The 16,723-nt window shown below is 70.8% G+C and carries 14 protein-coding genes and 1 pseudogene; 10 read left to right on the top strand and 5 right to left on the bottom strand.

The window, feature by feature from the left end:
* The 4 genes and pseudogenes from ACIRQP_RS25670 to ACIRQP_RS25655 form a co-directional block, all read left to right on the top strand.
* Positions 1-228: pseudogene (locus ACIRQP_RS25670) on the top strand (potassium-transporting ATPase subunit B); the annotation flags it as partial.
* A gap of 7 nt (positions 229-235) precedes the next feature.
* Positions 236-901, top strand: coding sequence for a potassium-transporting ATPase subunit C (locus ACIRQP_RS25665; RefSeq protein WP_403893482.1), 666 nt, complete (start codon positions 236-238; stop codon positions 899-901).
* A 116-nt stretch (positions 902-1,017) separates the two neighbouring features.
* A complete protein-coding gene (locus ACIRQP_RS25660) occupies positions 1,018-1,704 on the top strand; it encodes a response regulator (protein ID WP_403893481.1) in 687 nt (228 codons plus the stop codon).
* A gap of 271 nt (positions 1,705-1,975) precedes the next feature.
* On the top strand, positions 1,976-3,112 hold the full coding sequence (locus tag ACIRQP_RS25655; RefSeq protein WP_403893480.1) for a PQQ-dependent sugar dehydrogenase: 1,137 nt from the start codon (positions 1,976-1,978) through the stop codon (positions 3,110-3,112).
* 126 nt (positions 3,113-3,238) lie between these two features.
* Here ACIRQP_RS25655 and ACIRQP_RS25650 read toward each other — a convergent pair whose 3' ends face one another.
* Complete coding sequence (locus ACIRQP_RS25650; protein WP_403893479.1) at positions 3,239-3,928, bottom strand: SDR family NAD(P)-dependent oxidoreductase; 690 nt, start codon at positions 3,926-3,928, stop codon at positions 3,239-3,241.
* A gap of 192 nt (positions 3,929-4,120) precedes the next feature.
* On the opposite strand from ACIRQP_RS25650, the gene ACIRQP_RS25645 reads away from it, so the two are divergent.
* A complete protein-coding gene (locus tag ACIRQP_RS25645; RefSeq protein ID WP_403893478.1) occupies positions 4,121-4,732 on the top strand; it encodes a TetR/AcrR family transcriptional regulator in 612 nt (203 codons plus the stop codon).
* A 7-nt stretch (positions 4,733-4,739) separates the two neighbouring features.
* Here ACIRQP_RS25645 and ACIRQP_RS25640 read toward each other — a convergent pair whose 3' ends face one another.
* Positions 4,740-5,255, bottom strand: a complete 516-nt coding sequence (locus ACIRQP_RS25640; RefSeq protein WP_403893477.1) for a GNAT family N-acetyltransferase — start codon at positions 5,253-5,255, stop codon at positions 4,740-4,742.
* Positions 5,256-5,963: 708 nt separating this feature from the next.
* On the opposite strand from ACIRQP_RS25640, the gene ACIRQP_RS25635 reads away from it, so the two are divergent.
* Together ACIRQP_RS25635 and ACIRQP_RS25630 are read left to right on the top strand one after the other, a co-directional pair.
* Positions 5,964-9,635 carry a protein kinase gene (locus tag ACIRQP_RS25635; protein ID WP_403893476.1) on the top strand — a complete coding sequence of 1,224 codons (3,672 nt, stop codon included), beginning with the start codon at positions 5,964-5,966 and terminating at the stop codon, positions 9,633-9,635.
* Positions 9,632-11,098, top strand: coding sequence for a protein kinase (locus tag ACIRQP_RS25630; protein ID WP_403893475.1), 1,467 nt, complete (start codon positions 9,632-9,634; stop codon positions 11,096-11,098). Before ACIRQP_RS25635 ends, ACIRQP_RS25630 begins: the two co-directional genes overlap by 4 nt.
* 46 nt (positions 11,099-11,144) lie before the next feature.
* Here ACIRQP_RS25630 and ACIRQP_RS25625 read toward each other — a convergent pair whose 3' ends face one another.
* From ACIRQP_RS25625 to ACIRQP_RS25615, 3 genes are all read right to left on the bottom strand, one after another.
* Positions 11,145-12,599 (bottom strand): helix-turn-helix domain-containing protein, encoded by a 1,455-nt coding sequence (locus ACIRQP_RS25625; RefSeq protein ID WP_403893474.1) that lies wholly within the window; start codon positions 12,597-12,599, stop codon positions 11,145-11,147.
* Between the two features lie 90 nt (positions 12,600-12,689).
* Entirely contained in the window at positions 12,690-13,481 is a 792-nt protein-coding gene (locus ACIRQP_RS25620; RefSeq protein WP_403893473.1) for an SAM-dependent methyltransferase, read from the bottom strand.
* 36 nt (positions 13,482-13,517) lie between these two features.
* Positions 13,518-14,366 carry a DUF5753 domain-containing protein gene (locus ACIRQP_RS25615; protein ID WP_403893472.1) on the bottom strand — a complete coding sequence of 283 codons (849 nt, stop codon included), beginning with the start codon at positions 14,364-14,366 and terminating at the stop codon, positions 13,518-13,520.
* 221 nt (positions 14,367-14,587) lie between these two features.
* Here ACIRQP_RS25615 and ACIRQP_RS25610 point away from each other — a divergent pair, with 221 nt between their 5' ends.
* The 3 genes from ACIRQP_RS25610 (at position 14,588) to ACIRQP_RS25600 (ending at position 16,674) form a co-directional block, all read left to right on the top strand.
* On the top strand, positions 14,588-15,115 hold the full coding sequence (locus ACIRQP_RS25610; protein ID WP_403893471.1) for an ATP-binding protein: 528 nt from the start codon (positions 14,588-14,590) through the stop codon (positions 15,113-15,115).
* Between the two features lie 22 nt (positions 15,116-15,137).
* Positions 15,138-15,572 (top strand): hypothetical protein, encoded by a 435-nt coding sequence (locus ACIRQP_RS25605; RefSeq protein WP_403893470.1) that lies wholly within the window; start codon positions 15,138-15,140, stop codon positions 15,570-15,572.
* 76 nt (positions 15,573-15,648) lie between these two features.
* Complete coding sequence (locus ACIRQP_RS25600; RefSeq protein WP_403893469.1) at positions 15,649-16,674, top strand: MASE1 domain-containing protein; 1,026 nt, start codon at positions 15,649-15,651, stop codon at positions 16,672-16,674.
* The last annotated feature ends 49 nt before the right edge of the window (positions 16,675-16,723 follow it).

The following is a 16,723-nucleotide window of genomic DNA, read 5'->3' as shown; positions in this document are numbered from 1 at the left end:
CGGCTGTCCTCGCCGGAGTCCGCGATCCTCTCCGCGGTCATCTTCAACGCGCTGATCATCGTCGCGCTCGTACCACTCGCCCTCAGAGGCGTGCGATACCGGCCGACCAGCGCCGACAAGATGCTCCGCCGCAACCTCGGTATCTACGGTCTCGGGGGCCTGATCGTCCCGTTCATCGGTATCAAGATCATCGACCTGCTCATCTCCCTCATTCCCGGAATCGGCTGATCACGCCATGAACAACTCCGTAGGAAACACCGCCCGGTTGCTGGGCGCGGGGCTGCGTGCCCTGCTCGTCCTCACCGTGCTGACGGGCATTCTCTACCCGCTCGCTCTCACGGGCGTCGCCCAGGCCGTCTTCCCCGGCAAGGCCAACGGCTCCGAGATCAAGTCCGAGGGCAAGGTCGTCGGCTCCGAACTCATCGGCCAGACCTACAACCTGCCCTTGAAGGACGGCGAGGAGACCGCTTCCCCCGACCTGAAGTGGTTCCAGCCCCGGCCCTCCAACGGCCTCGGCTCCAACAGCGTCAACCCGCAGTACACGCTCATTCTCTCCGGTGCGACGAACCGCTCAGGTGACAACGAAGAGCTGATCCAGTGGGTCAAGGACGCCAAGGCCGCCGTGGTGAAGGACAACTCCACCGCCGACTACAAGGTGAAGCCCTCGGACGTACCGGCCGAGGCCGTCACCTCCTCCGGCTCGGGCCTGGACCCGCACATCTCACCCGAGTACGCCGAACTCCAGGTGCACCGCATCGCCGAGAGGAACAACCTTGGCGTCAATCAGGTGGAGAGGCTCGTCAAGGACAACACCGACGGCCGCGTCCTCGGCTTCATGGGCGAGCCCCGTGTCAATGTCCTCACACTCAATATCGCACTCAAGGAACTGATCACGAGCTGATCGTGAGACCGGAACCGCGGCGGGAGACAACGGTCCGAGGAACTGCCTCGCACCACGGCTCCCGCCGCGGTCCGTCACCGCGCGATCCCCTCGCAGGACAGAAGGGTGGCCCACCGATGACCCGGGTGCTTGTGGTGGAGGACGAACCACCGCTCGTGCGGGCTCTCGCGATCAATCTGAAGGCACGCGCGTACGAGGTGGACACCGCCCCCGACGGGATCACGGCTCTCCAACTCGCCGCGGCGTACCCGCCGGACGTCGTCCTGCTCGACCTCGGTCTGCCCGACATGGACGGCATCGAAGTGATCAAGCGGCTGCGCGGCTGGAGCCGCGTGCCGATCCTGGTGGTCTCGGCACGTGCAACCTCCGACGAGAAGATCGAGGCGCTCGACGTCGGCGCCGACGACTACATCACCAAGCCCTTCAGCATGGCCGAGCTTCTGGCCCGGCTGCGGGCCGCGTCCCGCAGGACGTCGAGCGTGCTGCCTCGCACGGAGGAGCCGGTGGTCATCAGGACCAGGGAGTTCAGCGTCGACCTGCTGGCGAAGAAGGCCAGGCGCGAAGGGCGTGACATCCGGCTCACCCCGACGGAGTGGCATCTGCTCGAAGTGCTGATCCGCAACCGCGGCCGGCTCGTCAGCCAACGGCAGTTGCTGCAGGAGGTCTGGGGCTCCACCTACCACACGCGGACCAACTATCTCCGTGTCTACATGGCCCAGTTGAGGCGCAAGCTGGAAGCCGACCCTTCGCGACCGCGCCATCTCATCACCGCGCCCGGCATGGGATACCGCTTCGAGACATGAGGTTTCCCGGAGCCCTCGCCCTCGCACCGACTGACCGACCACACGGACCTACGGGCCTACGTCCCGGACAGGACCCAGCACGTCGTGCGGCGGTCGCCCTCGTCGACGAGCTTCCGCAGATCAAAGGTGAAATCGCCCCTGTCCCTGTATTCTCATCCGTAGCCAGTGGCACACAATCCCCCCACCCAGGTTGCGTGCTGGCGCGGGCGACGCCCATACAACTGCCCCTAGCAGCCGGGTTCCCCCACTCACCGCCTCCAGGAGGGTCACGGTGAAAGTTCGCACCAGAAGCTCGGCGATCATCGGCACCATCTGCCTCGTTGCTTCCCTCACCTTAGCCACGGCGTCCGCCGACGAACCCGCCGCCCCACGGCCGGCGGCGGCGGTCGCGCTCAAGAATGTGGCCACAGCCCAGAATCCAGTCGCCGGCGCCGCCGGGCCCGGCGACACGGTCTGGATAGCCGAACGCGCGGGCACCGTAAGGGTCCTGGGCGATCAGGGGCTCGGCGAGCCGGTCCTCGACATATCCAGCGAGACCACCACCGACGGCGAACGCGGCCTGCTGGGCATCGCGTTCGACAACGAGTTCGCGCACTTCTACATCTCGTTCACGGACCTCGAAGGCACCAGCACCATCGATGAGTTCGCCGTGGAGTACGGCGAGATCCAGCCGGACACCCGGCGCACCGTCCTCACCCAGACGCAGCCGTACTCCAACCACAACGGCGGCGATATCAAGTTCGGCCCCGACGGCTATCTCTACATCGCGTTCGGCGACGGCGGCTCGGGCGGCGACCCGCACGGCAACGGGCAGAACCTCGACACACTGCTCGGCAAGCTGCTGCGGATCGATCCGAGCGGCGGCGAGCCGTACGCGATCCCGTCGGACAACCCGTTCGTGGACGACCCGAACGCGAAGGACGAGATCTGGGCGTACGGGCTGCGCAACCCGTGGCGGTTCTCCTTCGACGCGGGCACGGGCGACCTGCTGATCGGCGACGTCGGCCAGACCGCCTGGGAGGAGATCGACTGGGCCCCCGCGGACAGCAAGGGCGGCGAGAACTACGGCTGGTCCCAGATGGAGGGCAACCACCCCTTCCGGGGTGGCACGGAGCCCGCGAACCACGTGCCGCCGATCCACGAGTACGACCGTAACGGGCTGGGCTGCTCGGTGACCGGAGGATTCGTCTACCGCGGCGACGCGATCCCGGACCTCAAGGGGCAGTACCTGTTCAGCGACTACTGCGACGGCACTGTCCGCGCTCTGCAAATAGAGAACGGCGAGGTGACCGGCCAGAGCGACCTCGGAGTCAGTAACGGCGAGGTCGTCTCGTTCGTGGAGGGCGGCGATGGTGAGCTGTACGTGCTCGCCATCGGTGGCAACGTCTCCCGCATCGACCCGGCGTAACCACCACTCACGTCGGCCGGATGGATGAAATACCACGTCAGGCCCGGTACTGAGAAATCAGCACCGGGCCTGATTCTCGCACTGGTGGCGTCGATCGCTCGTCCCGGCCGCCCGGGACGCCGCGCCCTACTCGACCATGCGAACGCGGGTTGTGTCGCGAGTCCGCGTGAGTGACCAGAACTTCTCGGCGATCTCCGACGGCTCTATCGCGGTCGGACTTGCCGTCGGCGTCCCTTTGACGGATCCGGCGATCGTCACTTCGCCCACATAGACACCGAATTCGCGCAGACGCTCGGCGAGGATACCGACGAGTTTGGATTTCGCGGCATTCTCCAGGGCGACACCGTCGATGCCGAGGAACTTCGTGAACGCATCGCTCTCCGACGTGTGTTCACCCACGGAGCCATTGGCGACCAGGATCGCGGCACCCGCACTTGATTTCAGATCGTCGAGCACTTCCCGCGTACAGGTGAGCAATCCGGTGACCCCGACGTCGAACACTCGGTTGACGTCGCCTGGATCAGTCGAGAGGACGTCTGTCACGCCGCCGCTTCTGAAGGCGGTCCAGAGAACCGCGGATACGGCCCCGAGATCATTCCGGATGCGTGTGACCGTCTGCCGGATCATTGCCGGATCCGCGGCGTCAGCCCGGTAGGCCGTGGCGTCGATGCCACCGGCCTTGAGGCGGGCAACCCCTTCGGCGAGTCTCTCGGCGTTCCTCGCGACCAATGCGAGGGAGTAACCCTCGCGTCCGAATCGCTCCGCTGTCGCGTGCGATATTCCAGGACCGTAACCGAAGACAATGAGTGCGCCCATATGCGAAGCCCCTTACTCCAACCCGTCGACGATGGACCGACAGCGCGTCACGGCTCTGTGGCGCCACTCGCGGTCGCGGGGATCCCGATGGCCGGATCACGGCGGATCCCGGCCTCCGGTCCCGACGGAGAACCAATCGGAGGGTCCTCCGATTGGATTCGAATCTATCCAATCGGAGTAGACTCCGCAACCATGTCCCCCACTGACGCAGCTCCACCACGCGCCCGAGTCGCGGAGGCTCGCCGCAACCGGCGCAACCTGGTCGCCGCCGCCGCCCGAGCCTTCGCGTCCGGCGACCGACGAGTCCCGCTCGACGCGATCGCCAAGGAGGCGGGCGTCGGGATCGCCACGCTCTACCGCCATTTCCCGACGCGGGAGGCCCTCGTCGAGGCCGTCTACCGCGACCAGGTCGAACGTCTCCGGACCGGTGCCGAGGAACTGCTCGCAGCCCACCCGCCGGCGCGCGCGATGCGTTTGTGGATGGACCTGTTCGCCGACTGGGCCGCGACGAAGCACGGCATGATCGAGACGCTGCGCGCGATCGTCTCCTCCGGGCGGCTCGAGTTCGATCAGATGCGCGCGGAGCTGGTCGCGATCGTGAGCACCTTCCTCGATGCCGGGGCCGCCGCGGGCGACATTCGCTCCGACGTCGACGCCTCCGACGTGGGGGCGACCTTGGCCGGCATCCTGGTCGTCGCAGGGGCGCCCGAGCAACGCGACCAAGCGGCTCGCATGCTCAACCTGCTGATGGACGGTCTACGGCCGCCCGCCCCGCACACCCAACTCCCTGGCGCACGGCCATGATCGGGTGTCAGATCCCGAAGGGCGCCGGGTAGCGGACGGTGCCGCTCGGCAGCGGGCGGGACTCGTCCAGGGTCATGGCCATCATGGCCTCGTCCGGGACATCGATGGTCAGGCCGATACCGTGTGTGGAGGCGCGGGTGAAGCCGAACCGCGGGTAGTACGGCGGGTGTCCGAGGACGGTGACGTAATACTCGCCCATGTCGTTGGCCGCCTTCAGAGCGGCGCGGATGGCGGCCGAACCGGCGCCGGTCCGCTGGTGCTCGGGCCGTACGGCGACGGGGCCCAGGCACAGCGCCGGGGTGTCGTCGATGTGGCAGCGGGTCAGCAGCGCGTGGCCGACGACGTTGCCGTCCTCGTCGGTGCTGACGACGGACAGGCCGTCGATCCAGGAGGAGTCGGCGCGCAGGGCGTCGATGAGGTCGGCCTCCGACGGCGTCTCGAAGGCCGCGAGGCTGATGTCACGGATGGCGGGGATGTCCGCGCCGGTCTCGGCGCGAGTGATCCACTGATCGCGTGTACGCATGACGGGTTGAAGATCCGTTCCCTGGTGGGTTCGTGACGGTACTGCCTCGCGAGCTGACGCTCTCCCGCTCTCATCCTGACTCCGGATCAACACGGAAATCCGGATCCGCGCAAACCGATGGACAATCCGCGGGAACGTAGCACGCCGCCCGAGGAGGCGACCCCGTCGTACGCGTCGTCGACTGGACGGGGGACGGTCCAGTGAGGACAGTCTGGCTGCCTCATTGGACCGTCGTCTCCCGCGCCGTCAGTCTGACCGGTATGACGTGCTGTCGCATCCCGGGCACAGCGTCCCGTTCCGTCGCGTCCGTCCGCCCAGCCGCTGAGGAACGGCGCGAGGGCGTGGTGACGCGTCGAGCTGTCCGGCCCCGGACACGGGGGTGGCTGATGGATGTACGCGGCCGGACAGCACCTCCAGCGAAACCCGAACCTCCCGGATACGCATGTCGGGCGAGGCGGGCTGTCCGGCGAGTGCCGGGTGCCTGGCCGCGACCGCGCGGCTCGATCGGCCCGTGCGACATCGCGCCGTACATCCCGGACATCGGAGTTGCGCCGATCGGGTCGCTTCCCGCTGCTGGGTACGGCTGCGTACCGTGGCGACAGGCTCCGTCGGCCGGGGCGACCGGATCCGAACGCTGGTCCGTCCGAGAGCGGTTGGGCAGACTGTGACGTGTTGCCTGTGGTGGACTCCGGACGGAGAAGTGGGCGAGTGGCGAGGCACGTACCCGACGAGTGGCGTCCCGGCGAGCTGATCCTGGTTCTCTACGAGGTCCGGGATGTGATCCGCAGCGGCGGGATGGGGCTGGTCTACCGCGTCCTGCACCGCGACTGGAACGTGGAACTGGCGGTGAAGGTACCCCGGCCCGCCCTGGCGGCCACGGAACAGGGGCTGCGGGACTTCGAAACCGAGGCGGCGACCTGGGTCGGTCTCGGCGAGCATCCGCACACGGTGAACTGCGTGTACGTGCGCACGCTGAGCGGTGTGCCCGGGGTGTTCGCCGAATGGCTGGACGGGGGCAGCCTGGCCGAGGCCGTGCGCGACGGACACCTCTACACCGGCGGCCACCGCGAGGCCCTGCGCCGCATTCTCGATATCGCCGTCCAGACCGCGTGGGGGCTTCGGCACGCGCACCGGCACGGGCTGATCCACCAGGACGTCAAGCCCGCCAATGTGCTGCTCGCCCGTGACGGCACCGCCAAGGTGACCGACTTCGGACTGGCCAGGGCACGCGCCGTGGCGGGGGAGAGCACCGTCGTGCCGCCCGGCGCGAGCGTACTGGCAGGGTACGGCGGGATGACACCGGCCTTCTGCTCCCCCGAGCAGGCGGAGGCCGCCGTATGGACAGAGGACTCCGGGCGGCCGAGGACACAGCTCACCCGGGCGACCGACACCTGGTCGTGGGCGCTGACCGTGCTGGAGATGTTCGTCGGCCGCCCGCCGTGCCAGTACGGGCAGACCGGGGCCGAGGTGCTCGCCGCGTTCGTCGCGGAGGATCACCCCGACGAACGGATCGCGGCCATCCCGGCCATCCCGGCCGGCCTGGTGACCCTGCTGGAGCGCTGTCTCGCCTGGGTCCCGGCGGACCGGCCCAGGGACATGGGCGAACTCGCCGCCGAACTGGCCGAGGTCTACGCGGCGGCCCTGGGGGAGCCGTACCCGAGGCCGGAACCGCTGACCGCGGTGCGGCTCGCGGACGGGCTGTCCAACCAGGCTCTCTCCATGGTGGACCTCGGGCGGGCGGAGGAAGCCGAGGCCCTGTGGCAGCGGGCCTCCGAGATCGATCCGCACAACCCGCACGCGGTGTACAACCGGGGCCTGTACATGTGGCGCGCAGGCCGGCTGACCGACGCTCAGGTGATCGTCGATCTGGAAGGGGTCCGCGCGGCTCACCCGGAAGGGGGGCGTGCCGAGTATCTGCTGGGCCTGGTGCACCTGGAGCGCGGCGACGCCGAGTCCGCGGCGGAACTGCTGCGGACCGCCGCGGAGCGCGCGCCCGGCGACGCGGAGATCGCCGACGCGCTCGGACGCGCCGACCGCGCACCACGGACCCGTCCGGCCATGGCCCTGACCGGTCACGCCGGCATCGTGTACGGGGTGGCCGTGAGCCGGGACGGCCGCACCGGCGTCTCCGCCGCCACGGACCGGACGGTCCGCGTCTGGGACCTCGTCGGCCGCCGCTGTGTACGGGTCATCACCGCGACGGACAGCGAGTTCGGGATCTACGGTCTGGCGGCCGACGCGGAGGCCGGTCGGGCGATCACCGCGTCGCCCGACGGCGCCGCGCGGATCTGGGATCTGCGTACCGGCCGGCTCCTCCACACCCTCGACCACGGGGCGAACCCGGCGAAATTCAGCCCCGGCGACGTGGCGATGAGCGCGGACGGCCTGATCGCGCTGACCGCGCACACCAACGGAGTCGTGCAGGTGTGGGACACCACGACCGGCCGCTGCCTGCGCGAGCTGAAGACCGGACCGGACGGCACGCCCGTCGGCGGGACCGGCCATGGGCTGGCCCTCAGCGCGGACGGCCGCGTCGCGCTGACGCGCGACCGGTGGACGACCGGACCGGACGACGGTCTGCTCGTGTGGGATCCGGGCACCGGCCGGGTCCTGCGCACCATCGAGACCGGGTTCCGGGATGCGGCGCTGAGCGCCGACGGGCGCACCGCGGTCACGAGCACCGGGGGCTCCGGCGTGCGGATCTGGGACGTGGCGACGGGCCGCGAGCGCTCCACCGTCATCCGCCCCGGCGGACTGGGCTACTACTACGGCGTGACCGCCGACGGGCGTTACGCCCTCGGCGGCGCCACGAACACCACCGAACTGTGGGAACTGCCCGTCGGCAGATGCCTGCGGTCGTGGCGGGAAGGCAGTTACTCGGTCGCCTTCAGTACCGACGGCCGCCTGGCGCTGACGGGCGGCGACCGCGGCAGACTCACGCTCAGGGAGCCGGCACCCCCGGGTCCGCCCGCGCCATGGAGCTACCCGCTTCCGCGCGCGGCGACGGAACGCGTACGGGAGAGCGAGGTGGTGCGCCGCGCTCTCGACCGTACGACGGCGCTGATGGGCGAGGGCCGGGCCGGTGCCGCGGCCGACGAGCTACGCCGGGCGCGAGCCGTACCGGGCTACCGGCGCCACCGGGAACTGCTCGACCGCTGGCAGGACGTCACGGGCGCCGGGCGGCGCACCACCCTGTCCGACGCATGGCTCCGCGCCACCCCGCCCATCATCGGATTCGGGCCCCACAGCGCGCACGAGGCCGCCGGCCTGCTGCCGCTCAACTCCGGCCGTGGTCTGCTGGAACTGGTCTCGCGCTCGGAGGGGACACGACTCCACCTGTGGGACCTGCGGGACGGCGGCCGGCGCCTCGTCGCGCGGGGCGACGTCGACACCTTCCGCGATCTCGCCGTCACCGGTGACGACCGGGTCGTGCTGTCGGCGGGTGCGGACGGCACCGTCCGCGGCTGGGACGTGGAGTCGGGACGTTCCCGGCACACGCTGCGCGGCACCACCGGACGGATGTACAAGGTGGCGCTGGACGCCGGCGGCCGGGTCGGTCTCTCCGCCGGGGAGGACCGGATCATCCGTGTCTGGGACCTGGACACCGATACGTGTGTCCGGGAACTCACGGGACACACGGCCGCTGTCTCCAAGCTGGAGATGAGCGCCGACGGGCGGTACGCCTTCTCCTACGGGGACGACGGGCCACGGATCTGGGACGTGCGGGCCGGGCGCTGCCTCCATGTCCTGGCGGGCGGGAAATGGCGCGAGTTCGCGCTGAGCGGCAGCGGTGACGTGCTGCTGGCGGGGTGCTGGGACGGGACCGTACAAGTGTGGGACGTCCGGACGGGGCTCTGCCGCCACACGATGACCGGCCACGGCCGGGAGACCCTTGTGGGCGTCGCCTGTTCCGCGGACGGCGGCGTCGGAGTCTCGGTGAGCCAGGACCGCACGATGCGGACCTGGGACCTGCGTACCGGCCGGTGCCGTCATACGGCCAGGATCAAGCGCGGCTTTCCCGCCTTCGCGGTACGCAGTGCCGAGGTCAGCGCGGACGGCCGCTTCGCGGTCAGCGGCGACGCCGAAGGTCTGCTGCGGGTGTGGGATCTCGACACCGGGGCCTGCCTGCGCACGCTGGACGGCCACTCGTCCGGGATCATGTGGCTCGCGATCACGGGTGGTGGGCGCGTCGTCCTGTCGCGTGACCACGAAGGCGTCACGCGGGTCTGGGAGTTGGACTGGGAGTACGACTTCTCACCGTCTCCCCAGGCTCCGCCGTCCACACCACCCGCGTCATCCACGCCGTCCACCCCGTCGACATGGTTCTCGCGGCTCCCAGGGGTCTCACGGTTGTCGCGGGCCTCGCGAGGATCGTCGTGAGCGGCGCGCGGGCGGTCGCGTCCGTCACACTGTCGGTACGGTCCGGCCCGTCAGAGGGAAGGAAGTTCTCCTTCGAGGAGCGCGCGACCTGCGTGGTCGGCCGCGCCTCCGACTGCTCGCCACGGCTGCCCCAGGACGACATGCGGGTCTCGCGGCATCACTGCCTCTTCGACATCAACCCTCCCGACGTACGCGTGCGCGACTTCGGCAGCCTCAACGGTACGTTCGTCAACGGCGAGGAGATCGGCCGCCGCGAACCGGACGAGACCCCGGAGCAGGCCGCGCGCGTGGAGTTCCCGGAACGCGATCTCGCCCACGGTGACGAAGTGCGCATGGGCGAAACCCTGTTGCGGGTCGAGATCGCGGCCGAGGCGGCCGCCGGCGAACCGGTGACGACCCGCGCGTACTGCGCGCACTGCGGTCGCGACGTGGAACCGGCGGACCGTGACCGGGCGGACCGGGCGGACCGTGGCCGCGCGGGCGACATCGTCTGCGACCCCTGCCGGAACAGCCCCCGGACCATCGTGCGGGGGTTGCTGTCCCGTGCCGCCGAGGACGACGGTCTCGCGGGCCTGCGCGACTACGAACTCGTACGTGAACTCGGCCGGGGCGGACAGGGCGTGGTCCATCTCGCCCGCCACCTCGGCACAGGTGAGCTGGTGGCCCTGAAGGTGCTGCTGGCCGAGATCGCGGTGGGCCACCGCGCGAGGGCGAACTTCCTGCGGGAGATCGAGGGCATCCGCGGCCTGCGGCACCGCAACATCGTCGGGTTCCACGACAGCGGATCACACGGCGCGAGCTTCTATCTGGCCTGCGAGTACTGCGGAGGCGGCGACCTGGGGCAGTGGCTGGCCGCGCGGGGCGGCACGCTGCCGCCGGACGAGGCGGTCGCGATCGCCTCACAGGTGCTCGACGGCCTCGCCCACGCCCACACCGCACCACTGCCCCGGCCGCACCCCTCGGCACCTCCGGCGCCCTCGGCGGAGGGTGGTGGCGCGGGGAGCGTACGCGGCCTGGTGCACCGGGACATCAAGCCCTCCAACATCCTCCTCACCGCGGACGGCACGCCACCTACCGTCAAGATCAGCGACTTCGGCCTGGCCAAGGCCTTCGACCGGGCCGGTCTGTCCGGTCTCACCCGCACCGGTACGGTGGCCGGCACGGTGGCGTACATGCCCCGTACCCAGGTCGTCGACTACAAGTACGCCAAGCCCGAGGTCGATGTCTGGGCCACGGCGGCCACCCTGTACCGCATGCTGACCGGTGCCACACCCCGCGACTTCCCGCCCACCGTCGACCCCCTCGCGGTACTGCTCCGGGAGCCCGCCGTTCCGATCCGGGACCGCAGCCCATCGGTCCCCCGCCGTCTCGCCCGCGTGATCGACGAGGCGCTGATCGACAGCCCCCGTATCGTCACCACGACCGCGGACTCGTTCAGAAAGGCGCTTGAGGAAGCCGTCTGAGGAAGCCGTCTGAGGAAGCCGTCCACCGAGCGTGAACACGCCGCCCTCAGCGAGCCATGGGCCGGTGGTACGTCCGGCCTCCCCGGCGTGGCAGCGCGCCGGGGGGACCGTCCGGGCGGGCGAGGGTCTCCAGCGCCAGATAGAGGTCGGCGCGGACGGCGGCGGACGACAGGTCCACGTCCAGCAGCCGGCCGATCTCCTCCAGCCACCGCCGGAGCGTCGTACGGTGCAGGCCGAGTTCCTCGGCGGCCGGGGCGATGCTGCCGAGATGGCCGAGCCAGACGCCCAGGGCGATCCGCTGCGGCGTGTCGAGCGGTTTGGTCAGTGCGCCGGCCCAGCGGCGTGCCAGCGCGGTGTCCACGAGTTCCGTGGGGAGCGCGGCGGGCGGGTCCGCGCCGGCCCACCCGGCCGCCTCCGCAGGGTCGGCTTCCGGGGCACGCAGCGCGAGGGAGAGCTGTGCCAGGGCGAGGGGCGTGTCCAGACCTCCCAGCCGCTCGCCGGCCGTCCGCAGCCGTGACCGCGCGGTGCCGCGCGAGATCCCCAGCATCTGTGCCATGGCCCCGACCGATCCGGTGCGCAGCCACCCCTCCAGTGCCTGGCGCTGGGGCGCGGTGAGCGGGCCCAGCAGGGAGGACGCCCATGCGGTGAGCCGGTCGGGCGGGATGATCCGCAGCAGGGCGCGGTCTCCGAGCCCGGCCGCCGGGACCAGCCGGCGGCCCGCCGCCGCCCCGGCGCGTGCCTGCCCGGCCTCGGTGAAGGCGGCGGCCAGCATGTCGAGCGGCGCCGGGTCCGCGACGCCGCCGAGCAGCCCGTGCCGCTCCGCCGAACGGGCGATCAGCCGCAGGACCCGTCCGTCGTCCCGCGCGGCGTCATGGAGGGCCACGACGACCAGCTCACCGTCCAGGAGGGTGATGAGCGTGGACGCGCCCTGCCGGGCGCCGGTGGGCAGCAGCGCGCGCCACACCGCCTGGTACGTGGCCTGCGGATCCGCCCCGCCGGAGAGCCGGTAGACGGTGGCGTGTGAGGCCAGACCGCCGACGACCTCGGCCGCGAGACCGGTTTCGCCGCGCAGCAGCAGGCGCGTCAGCACAGCGTGCAGTCGCATCTCCGCGCTCGTCAGCTCTTCGGCGCGGCGGGCACGTACCTCCAGCAGTCCGGCCGTGGTCCGGGTCACCAGCTCGACCCGGCGGGCGGAGACATCCGGGCCGGCGTGGACCACGAGCGTGGCTCCCACCACCTGCCGGACCGTCGTATCGGGGCCGTCGTCGGCGTCACCGGACCGCGCCCGCTCGCCGCCGGCCCCTGTCACGCTTCCTGTTCCCGCCGCGGCGCTGATCCCCGCCGCGGCGGCGCGGTCCGGTGAGCTGTAGACGGCGCGCATGGCCGGGTCCACCAAGACCGCCCATCCGGAGACCGCGGCCGCGGTCTCCGCGATCAGCGAGGCTCCCGAGCGTGCCGCCGCCTCGATCAGCCGGCGCGCCACCAGCCCGTCATTGTCCATCCGCACAGCTTCCGCGAGATACGGCCCGCCCGCACGTGCTGGACGGCGGCCGGCGGGCGAGGGGTGTGGTCCGGGGGCGAGGGGCCGTGGTCAGGGGATACGGGCGACGCCTCCCCACCCGCCCCGTTCCGCGACCGAGGTGGTGGTGGCGTCGGGGTGCCAGTGCGGCCAGGACACGACCCCCGGTTCGACCAGCTCCAGCCCGTCGAAGAACCTGGCGATCTGCTCGGGTGTGCGGAGGATGTACGGGACGGCCCCGGACGCGTTGTACGTCTCCTGCGCCGCCGCGTGTCCCTCGTCCGCCGCCGCCGCGTGGCTCAGGGCCAGATGGCTGCCGGACGGCAACCGGTCCACGAGCCGCTCGACCAGGGCCAGGGCCTCGTCGAGATCGACGATGTGGCCGAGCACGTCCGAGATGACCAGCGCGACCGGCCGCGACATGTCGAGGGTCTCCGCCGCGCCGTCCAGCACCGCGTCCGTGTCCCGCATGTCCGCCTCGATGTACGCGGTGGCGCCCTCGGCGGTGGAGGTGAGCAGCGCGTGCACATGCAGCAGGACCAGCGGGTCGTGGTCCACGTACACGACGCGCGCGGTGGGGACTATGCGCTGCGCGACCTCGTGCGTGTTGTTCACGGTCGGCAGCCCGGCGCCGAGATCGAGGAACTGCGTTATCCCCGCCTCCGCCGCGAGATAGGTGACGGAGCGCCGCAGAAAGCCGCGCGACTCCCGCGCGAACGTCTCGATCAGGGGAAAGACCTCGCGGTAGGCGTTCCCGGCCACCTGGTCGGCCGAGAAATGGTCCTTGCCGCCCAGCCAGTAGTTCCAGATGCGCGCGGAGTGCGGAACGGTCGTGTCGATACGACGGGGAGTCTCATCCGGCACGGTAGATCCCTTCGGTCACGGTTCGGGTACGGGCGGTCAGGCAACGGGCATCGGACAGGGGAGCGGGGTGGACGGATGCGGGGCGGCGGCGCACGCCTGGTCGATGAGCGTCCGGTACGCCGTCACGGTCCCGGTGTCGTTCCAGACGTCGGCCGGTCCCACCGGGCTCTCCCGGACCACGTGGTCCGGGATCTCGGGCACATCCACCCGGTACAGGGTCAGACCGGCCACGCCGGTCAGCGGATGCGGTGGATCGGTCAGCCGTGCGACCTGGAGGGTGACGTCCGGCCGGGCGGCGGCCTCACGCAGCGCGGTGAGCTGCTCTTCCATGATGCTCCTGTCGCCCACGCGCGTATGCATCGCCGTCTCGGTCATCAGTGCCCAGATCCGGGCCCCCCGCTCCGTCAACCGGGCCCGGCGCTCCGTCAGCAGCTCCACGCGCCTGGCGCGGTCGGCCGGTGAACGGTCGGCGCCGAGCGCCTCCTCCACCGCGCGGGCGTACGCGGGGGTGCGGAGCAGCGGGGGCACCAGCGCCGGGTGCCAGACACGGACCATGCGGGCCGCGGCTTCCACGTTCATCACGTCCAGGGCCCACGGGGGCATCACGTCCCGCCATGGATGCCACCAGCCCGGCAGATTGGCGGTGGCCAGTTCGCCGAGGAACTGCCTGATCTCCTCCTGGCCTGCCCCGTAGCGCTCCAGCAGGGTCCGTACCTGGCCCGCGTCGAGCGCCGTCTCGGCCCGTTCGATTCTCATGACCGTCGTCCGGTGCGCGCCCAGCGCCGCCGCCGCCTGCGCCTGCGACAGACCGGCGCCCACGCGCAGCGACAGGAGCCGGGCGGCGAGGACCGCGTGGTGCACGGTGGGCCCGGACCTCGGTCTCATGATCTCTGCCCCTCTCCGGAGTGCTCCCGGGTCTCGCGGTGTGCGACACCGTGCGCACCTTGCTCGCCCTGCACACTCCGCACGTTGCATATCAGGCACGGTGCTCCGACAGTGATGAGTATGTCCCCATCTGTCCGAGCCGCATCCTCCGGGAAGGGGCCGATCGAAGCCCATGGCGGGTCTCGTTTCCGGAACCGTTCCGCACGTTCGCGGAGGCCCGCATGACCAGCGTCCGGCTTCTCGGCGGTCTTCCCGCCGGCCGGACCGCATGGGTCGTCCGCCAGTCCTCCCGGGACGACCAGTCCTCACGGGGCGACACCCGTCGGCTCTCCCTGAGCCTCGACCGCGGCGACCACGCGAGCCGGCGCGCCCGGCAGTGGGCCCGCGCCGCGCTGGCCGACTGGTCGTATCCGGTCGGTGACGGCATCACCGACGGCACCACCGATGACGTCACCGACGGCATCGTCGATGACATCCTGCTGGTCATGTCTGAGCTGGTCACCAACGCCGTACTGCACGCCTGTGGCCCCATCCGCGCTCATCTGGAACGGCGTCCGGACGGCAGTGTGCACATCGCAGTGGACGACGGGGGACCGGCCGCGAGCAGCCGTCCGCACGAACTGGCCGGCGACCACGGCAGAGGCCTCGAAGTCATCGCCGCGCTGGCGGCCGACCACGGGCGGACCACCGCTCTGCCCTGCCCGTACCGCGTGCGGTGCTGGGCCACCCTCACCGCGGGCGACCGCTGATCCCTCCCGACAGGAGCCACCTGTGTCCGCTCTGTCATGTTCTGTATCCGATGAGGGTGCGAGCCTCCCCCGTCCCGCCCAGGCCGTCGACCCCGTCCGCGCCATCTGCCGTCCCGCCCGGCCTGCCCGTACCGTCGTTTCCGCCGCGGCCCGGCTGGCCGTCACCGTCACCGAGACCCGTCAGCTCGTGATCGAGGATCCCGGACTGCTGATGCACCGCGCGTGGCAGATCGCGCGGAGCGACCCCGAGGCCGCTGCCGAACTGGGGTACGGAGAGCCGTACATCATGAACGAGAGGCAGGCGTTCACGCTGGTGCTCGCCCACTGCGGCGGCGCCGAACTGGGCGAGCGCGCCGACCAGCTGGGGCTGCGCGTCGTATCCGCCGTCACGGTGGCGGCCTGCACCGACTCGGACAGTCTCGTCTACGAGGACGAGCAGATCTTCGAACCGGGCTGACCCGACAGGCCCGATCACTTCCGCTGCCCGACCGGCGCCGGGAGAGGGTGATGTCCGCGGTCCGGCGGTGCGTGTCATGGCCGGGGCGGGCGACGGGCACTGTCTGATGGCTGTTGTGGCGCGCAGCGAGAAGTTCCGGGGTCTGTTCGTGGCTTCTCTCCGGATCCTCGGCGTCGCCGTCATCTACTACGCGGGCACGCGCATCGGCACGTTGGAGGGCGTGGTGCGTGTCGAGGGCGCGGCGGTGTCACCCCTCTGGCCGCCCACCGGCATCGCGCTGACCTGTCTGTTCCTGATGGGTCCGGGGATCTGGCCGGGGATCACCCTGGGCGTCCTCTTCCACCTCCTGACACTCGACCCGTTGAGTGCCGTCTCGCCCGGGGTCATGGCGGGCTGCACCCTCGCACCGCTCTGCTCCTATCTGCTGCTGCGGCGTGTGGGCTTCCGTATCGAGCTGGACCGGCCACGGGACGGGCTGGCGCTGGTGTTCCTGGGCGCCCTGGCCGGGATGCTGATCAGCGCCACGGTGGGAACGTCCATGCTGGTGCTCCACGGCAGACTCCCGGTGGGTTTCTGGCCGACCTGGCTGGCGTGGTGGGCGGGTGACGCCATGGGGGTGCTGCTGGTGACGCCCTTCCTGCTCGTCGTCTGCCGTATCCGGCGGCCCCTGCGGCTCGACCGCTGGGTGGAGGGGACGGCCGTGGTGGTGGCCGCCGCCATCATCACCCCGCTGGCCGTCAGGATGTCCCTCACCCTGGTCTTCCTGTTCTTCCCGGTGCTCATCTGGGCGGCGCTGCGCTTCCAGCTCGCGGGGAGCGCGCCGTACGCACTGTTCGTCTCGGTCATGACGGTCCTGGAGACGACCGAGCGCGAGGGGGCCTTCGCCCACCACACCCTGACGGAGCGGCTGATCAGCCTTCAGGTGCTCAACGGGTCGGTGGCACTGACCTCGTTGCTGGTGGCGGCGGTCGTCACCGAGCAGCGGAACGTCCGGGTGAAGATCGAGCAGGCGTGTGAGGCGTTGGCGGAGGTGGTGGAGCGGCTCGCGCCGGCGGAGATGGCGCGACTGAGGCCGCCGGAGAGAGAGGGGGAGAGCGGATGACCCGATCGGCTCTCACGCGCCGGGCCGGAGTGCTTGACTCTATCCGTGT

It is taken from the genome of Streptomyces sp. NPDC102274 (genome assembly GCF_044766385.1).
GTDB lineage: Bacteria > Actinomycetota > Actinomycetes > Streptomycetales > Streptomycetaceae > Streptomyces.
The sequence above is the reverse complement of the archived record's forward strand: the minus strand, read 5'-3'. Positions and strand labels throughout refer to the sequence as shown.

What these genes read in the sequence shown, in the direction of transcription:
- ACIRQP_RS25600 (WP_403893469.1), top strand. Translation starts at nt 15,649, where the DNA reads ATGGCCGGGGCGGGCGACGGGCACTGTCTGATGGCTGTTGTGGCGCGC.
- ACIRQP_RS25650 (WP_403893479.1), bottom strand. Translation starts at nt 3,928, where the DNA reads ATGGGCGCACTCATTGTCTTCGGTTACGGTCCTGGAATATCGCACGCG.
- ACIRQP_RS25615 (WP_403893472.1), bottom strand. Translation starts at nt 14,366, where the DNA reads ATGAGACCGAGGTCCGGGCCCACCGTGCACCACGCGGTCCTCGCCGCC.
- ACIRQP_RS25645 (WP_403893478.1), top strand. Translation starts at nt 4,121, where the DNA reads ATGTCCCCCACTGACGCAGCTCCACCACGCGCCCGAGTCGCGGAGGCT.
- ACIRQP_RS25640 (WP_403893477.1), bottom strand. Translation starts at nt 5,255, where the DNA reads ATGCGTACACGCGATCAGTGGATCACTCGCGCCGAGACCGGCGCGGAC.
- ACIRQP_RS25665 (WP_403893482.1), top strand. Translation starts at nt 236, where the DNA reads ATGAACAACTCCGTAGGAAACACCGCCCGGTTGCTGGGCGCGGGGCTG.
- ACIRQP_RS25625 (WP_403893474.1), bottom strand. Translation starts at nt 12,599, where the DNA reads ATGGACAATGACGGGCTGGTGGCGCGCCGGCTGATCGAGGCGGCGGCA.
- ACIRQP_RS25660 (WP_403893481.1), top strand. Translation starts at nt 1,018, where the DNA reads ATGACCCGGGTGCTTGTGGTGGAGGACGAACCACCGCTCGTGCGGGCT.
- ACIRQP_RS25610 (WP_403893471.1), top strand. Translation starts at nt 14,588, where the DNA reads ATGACCAGCGTCCGGCTTCTCGGCGGTCTTCCCGCCGGCCGGACCGCA.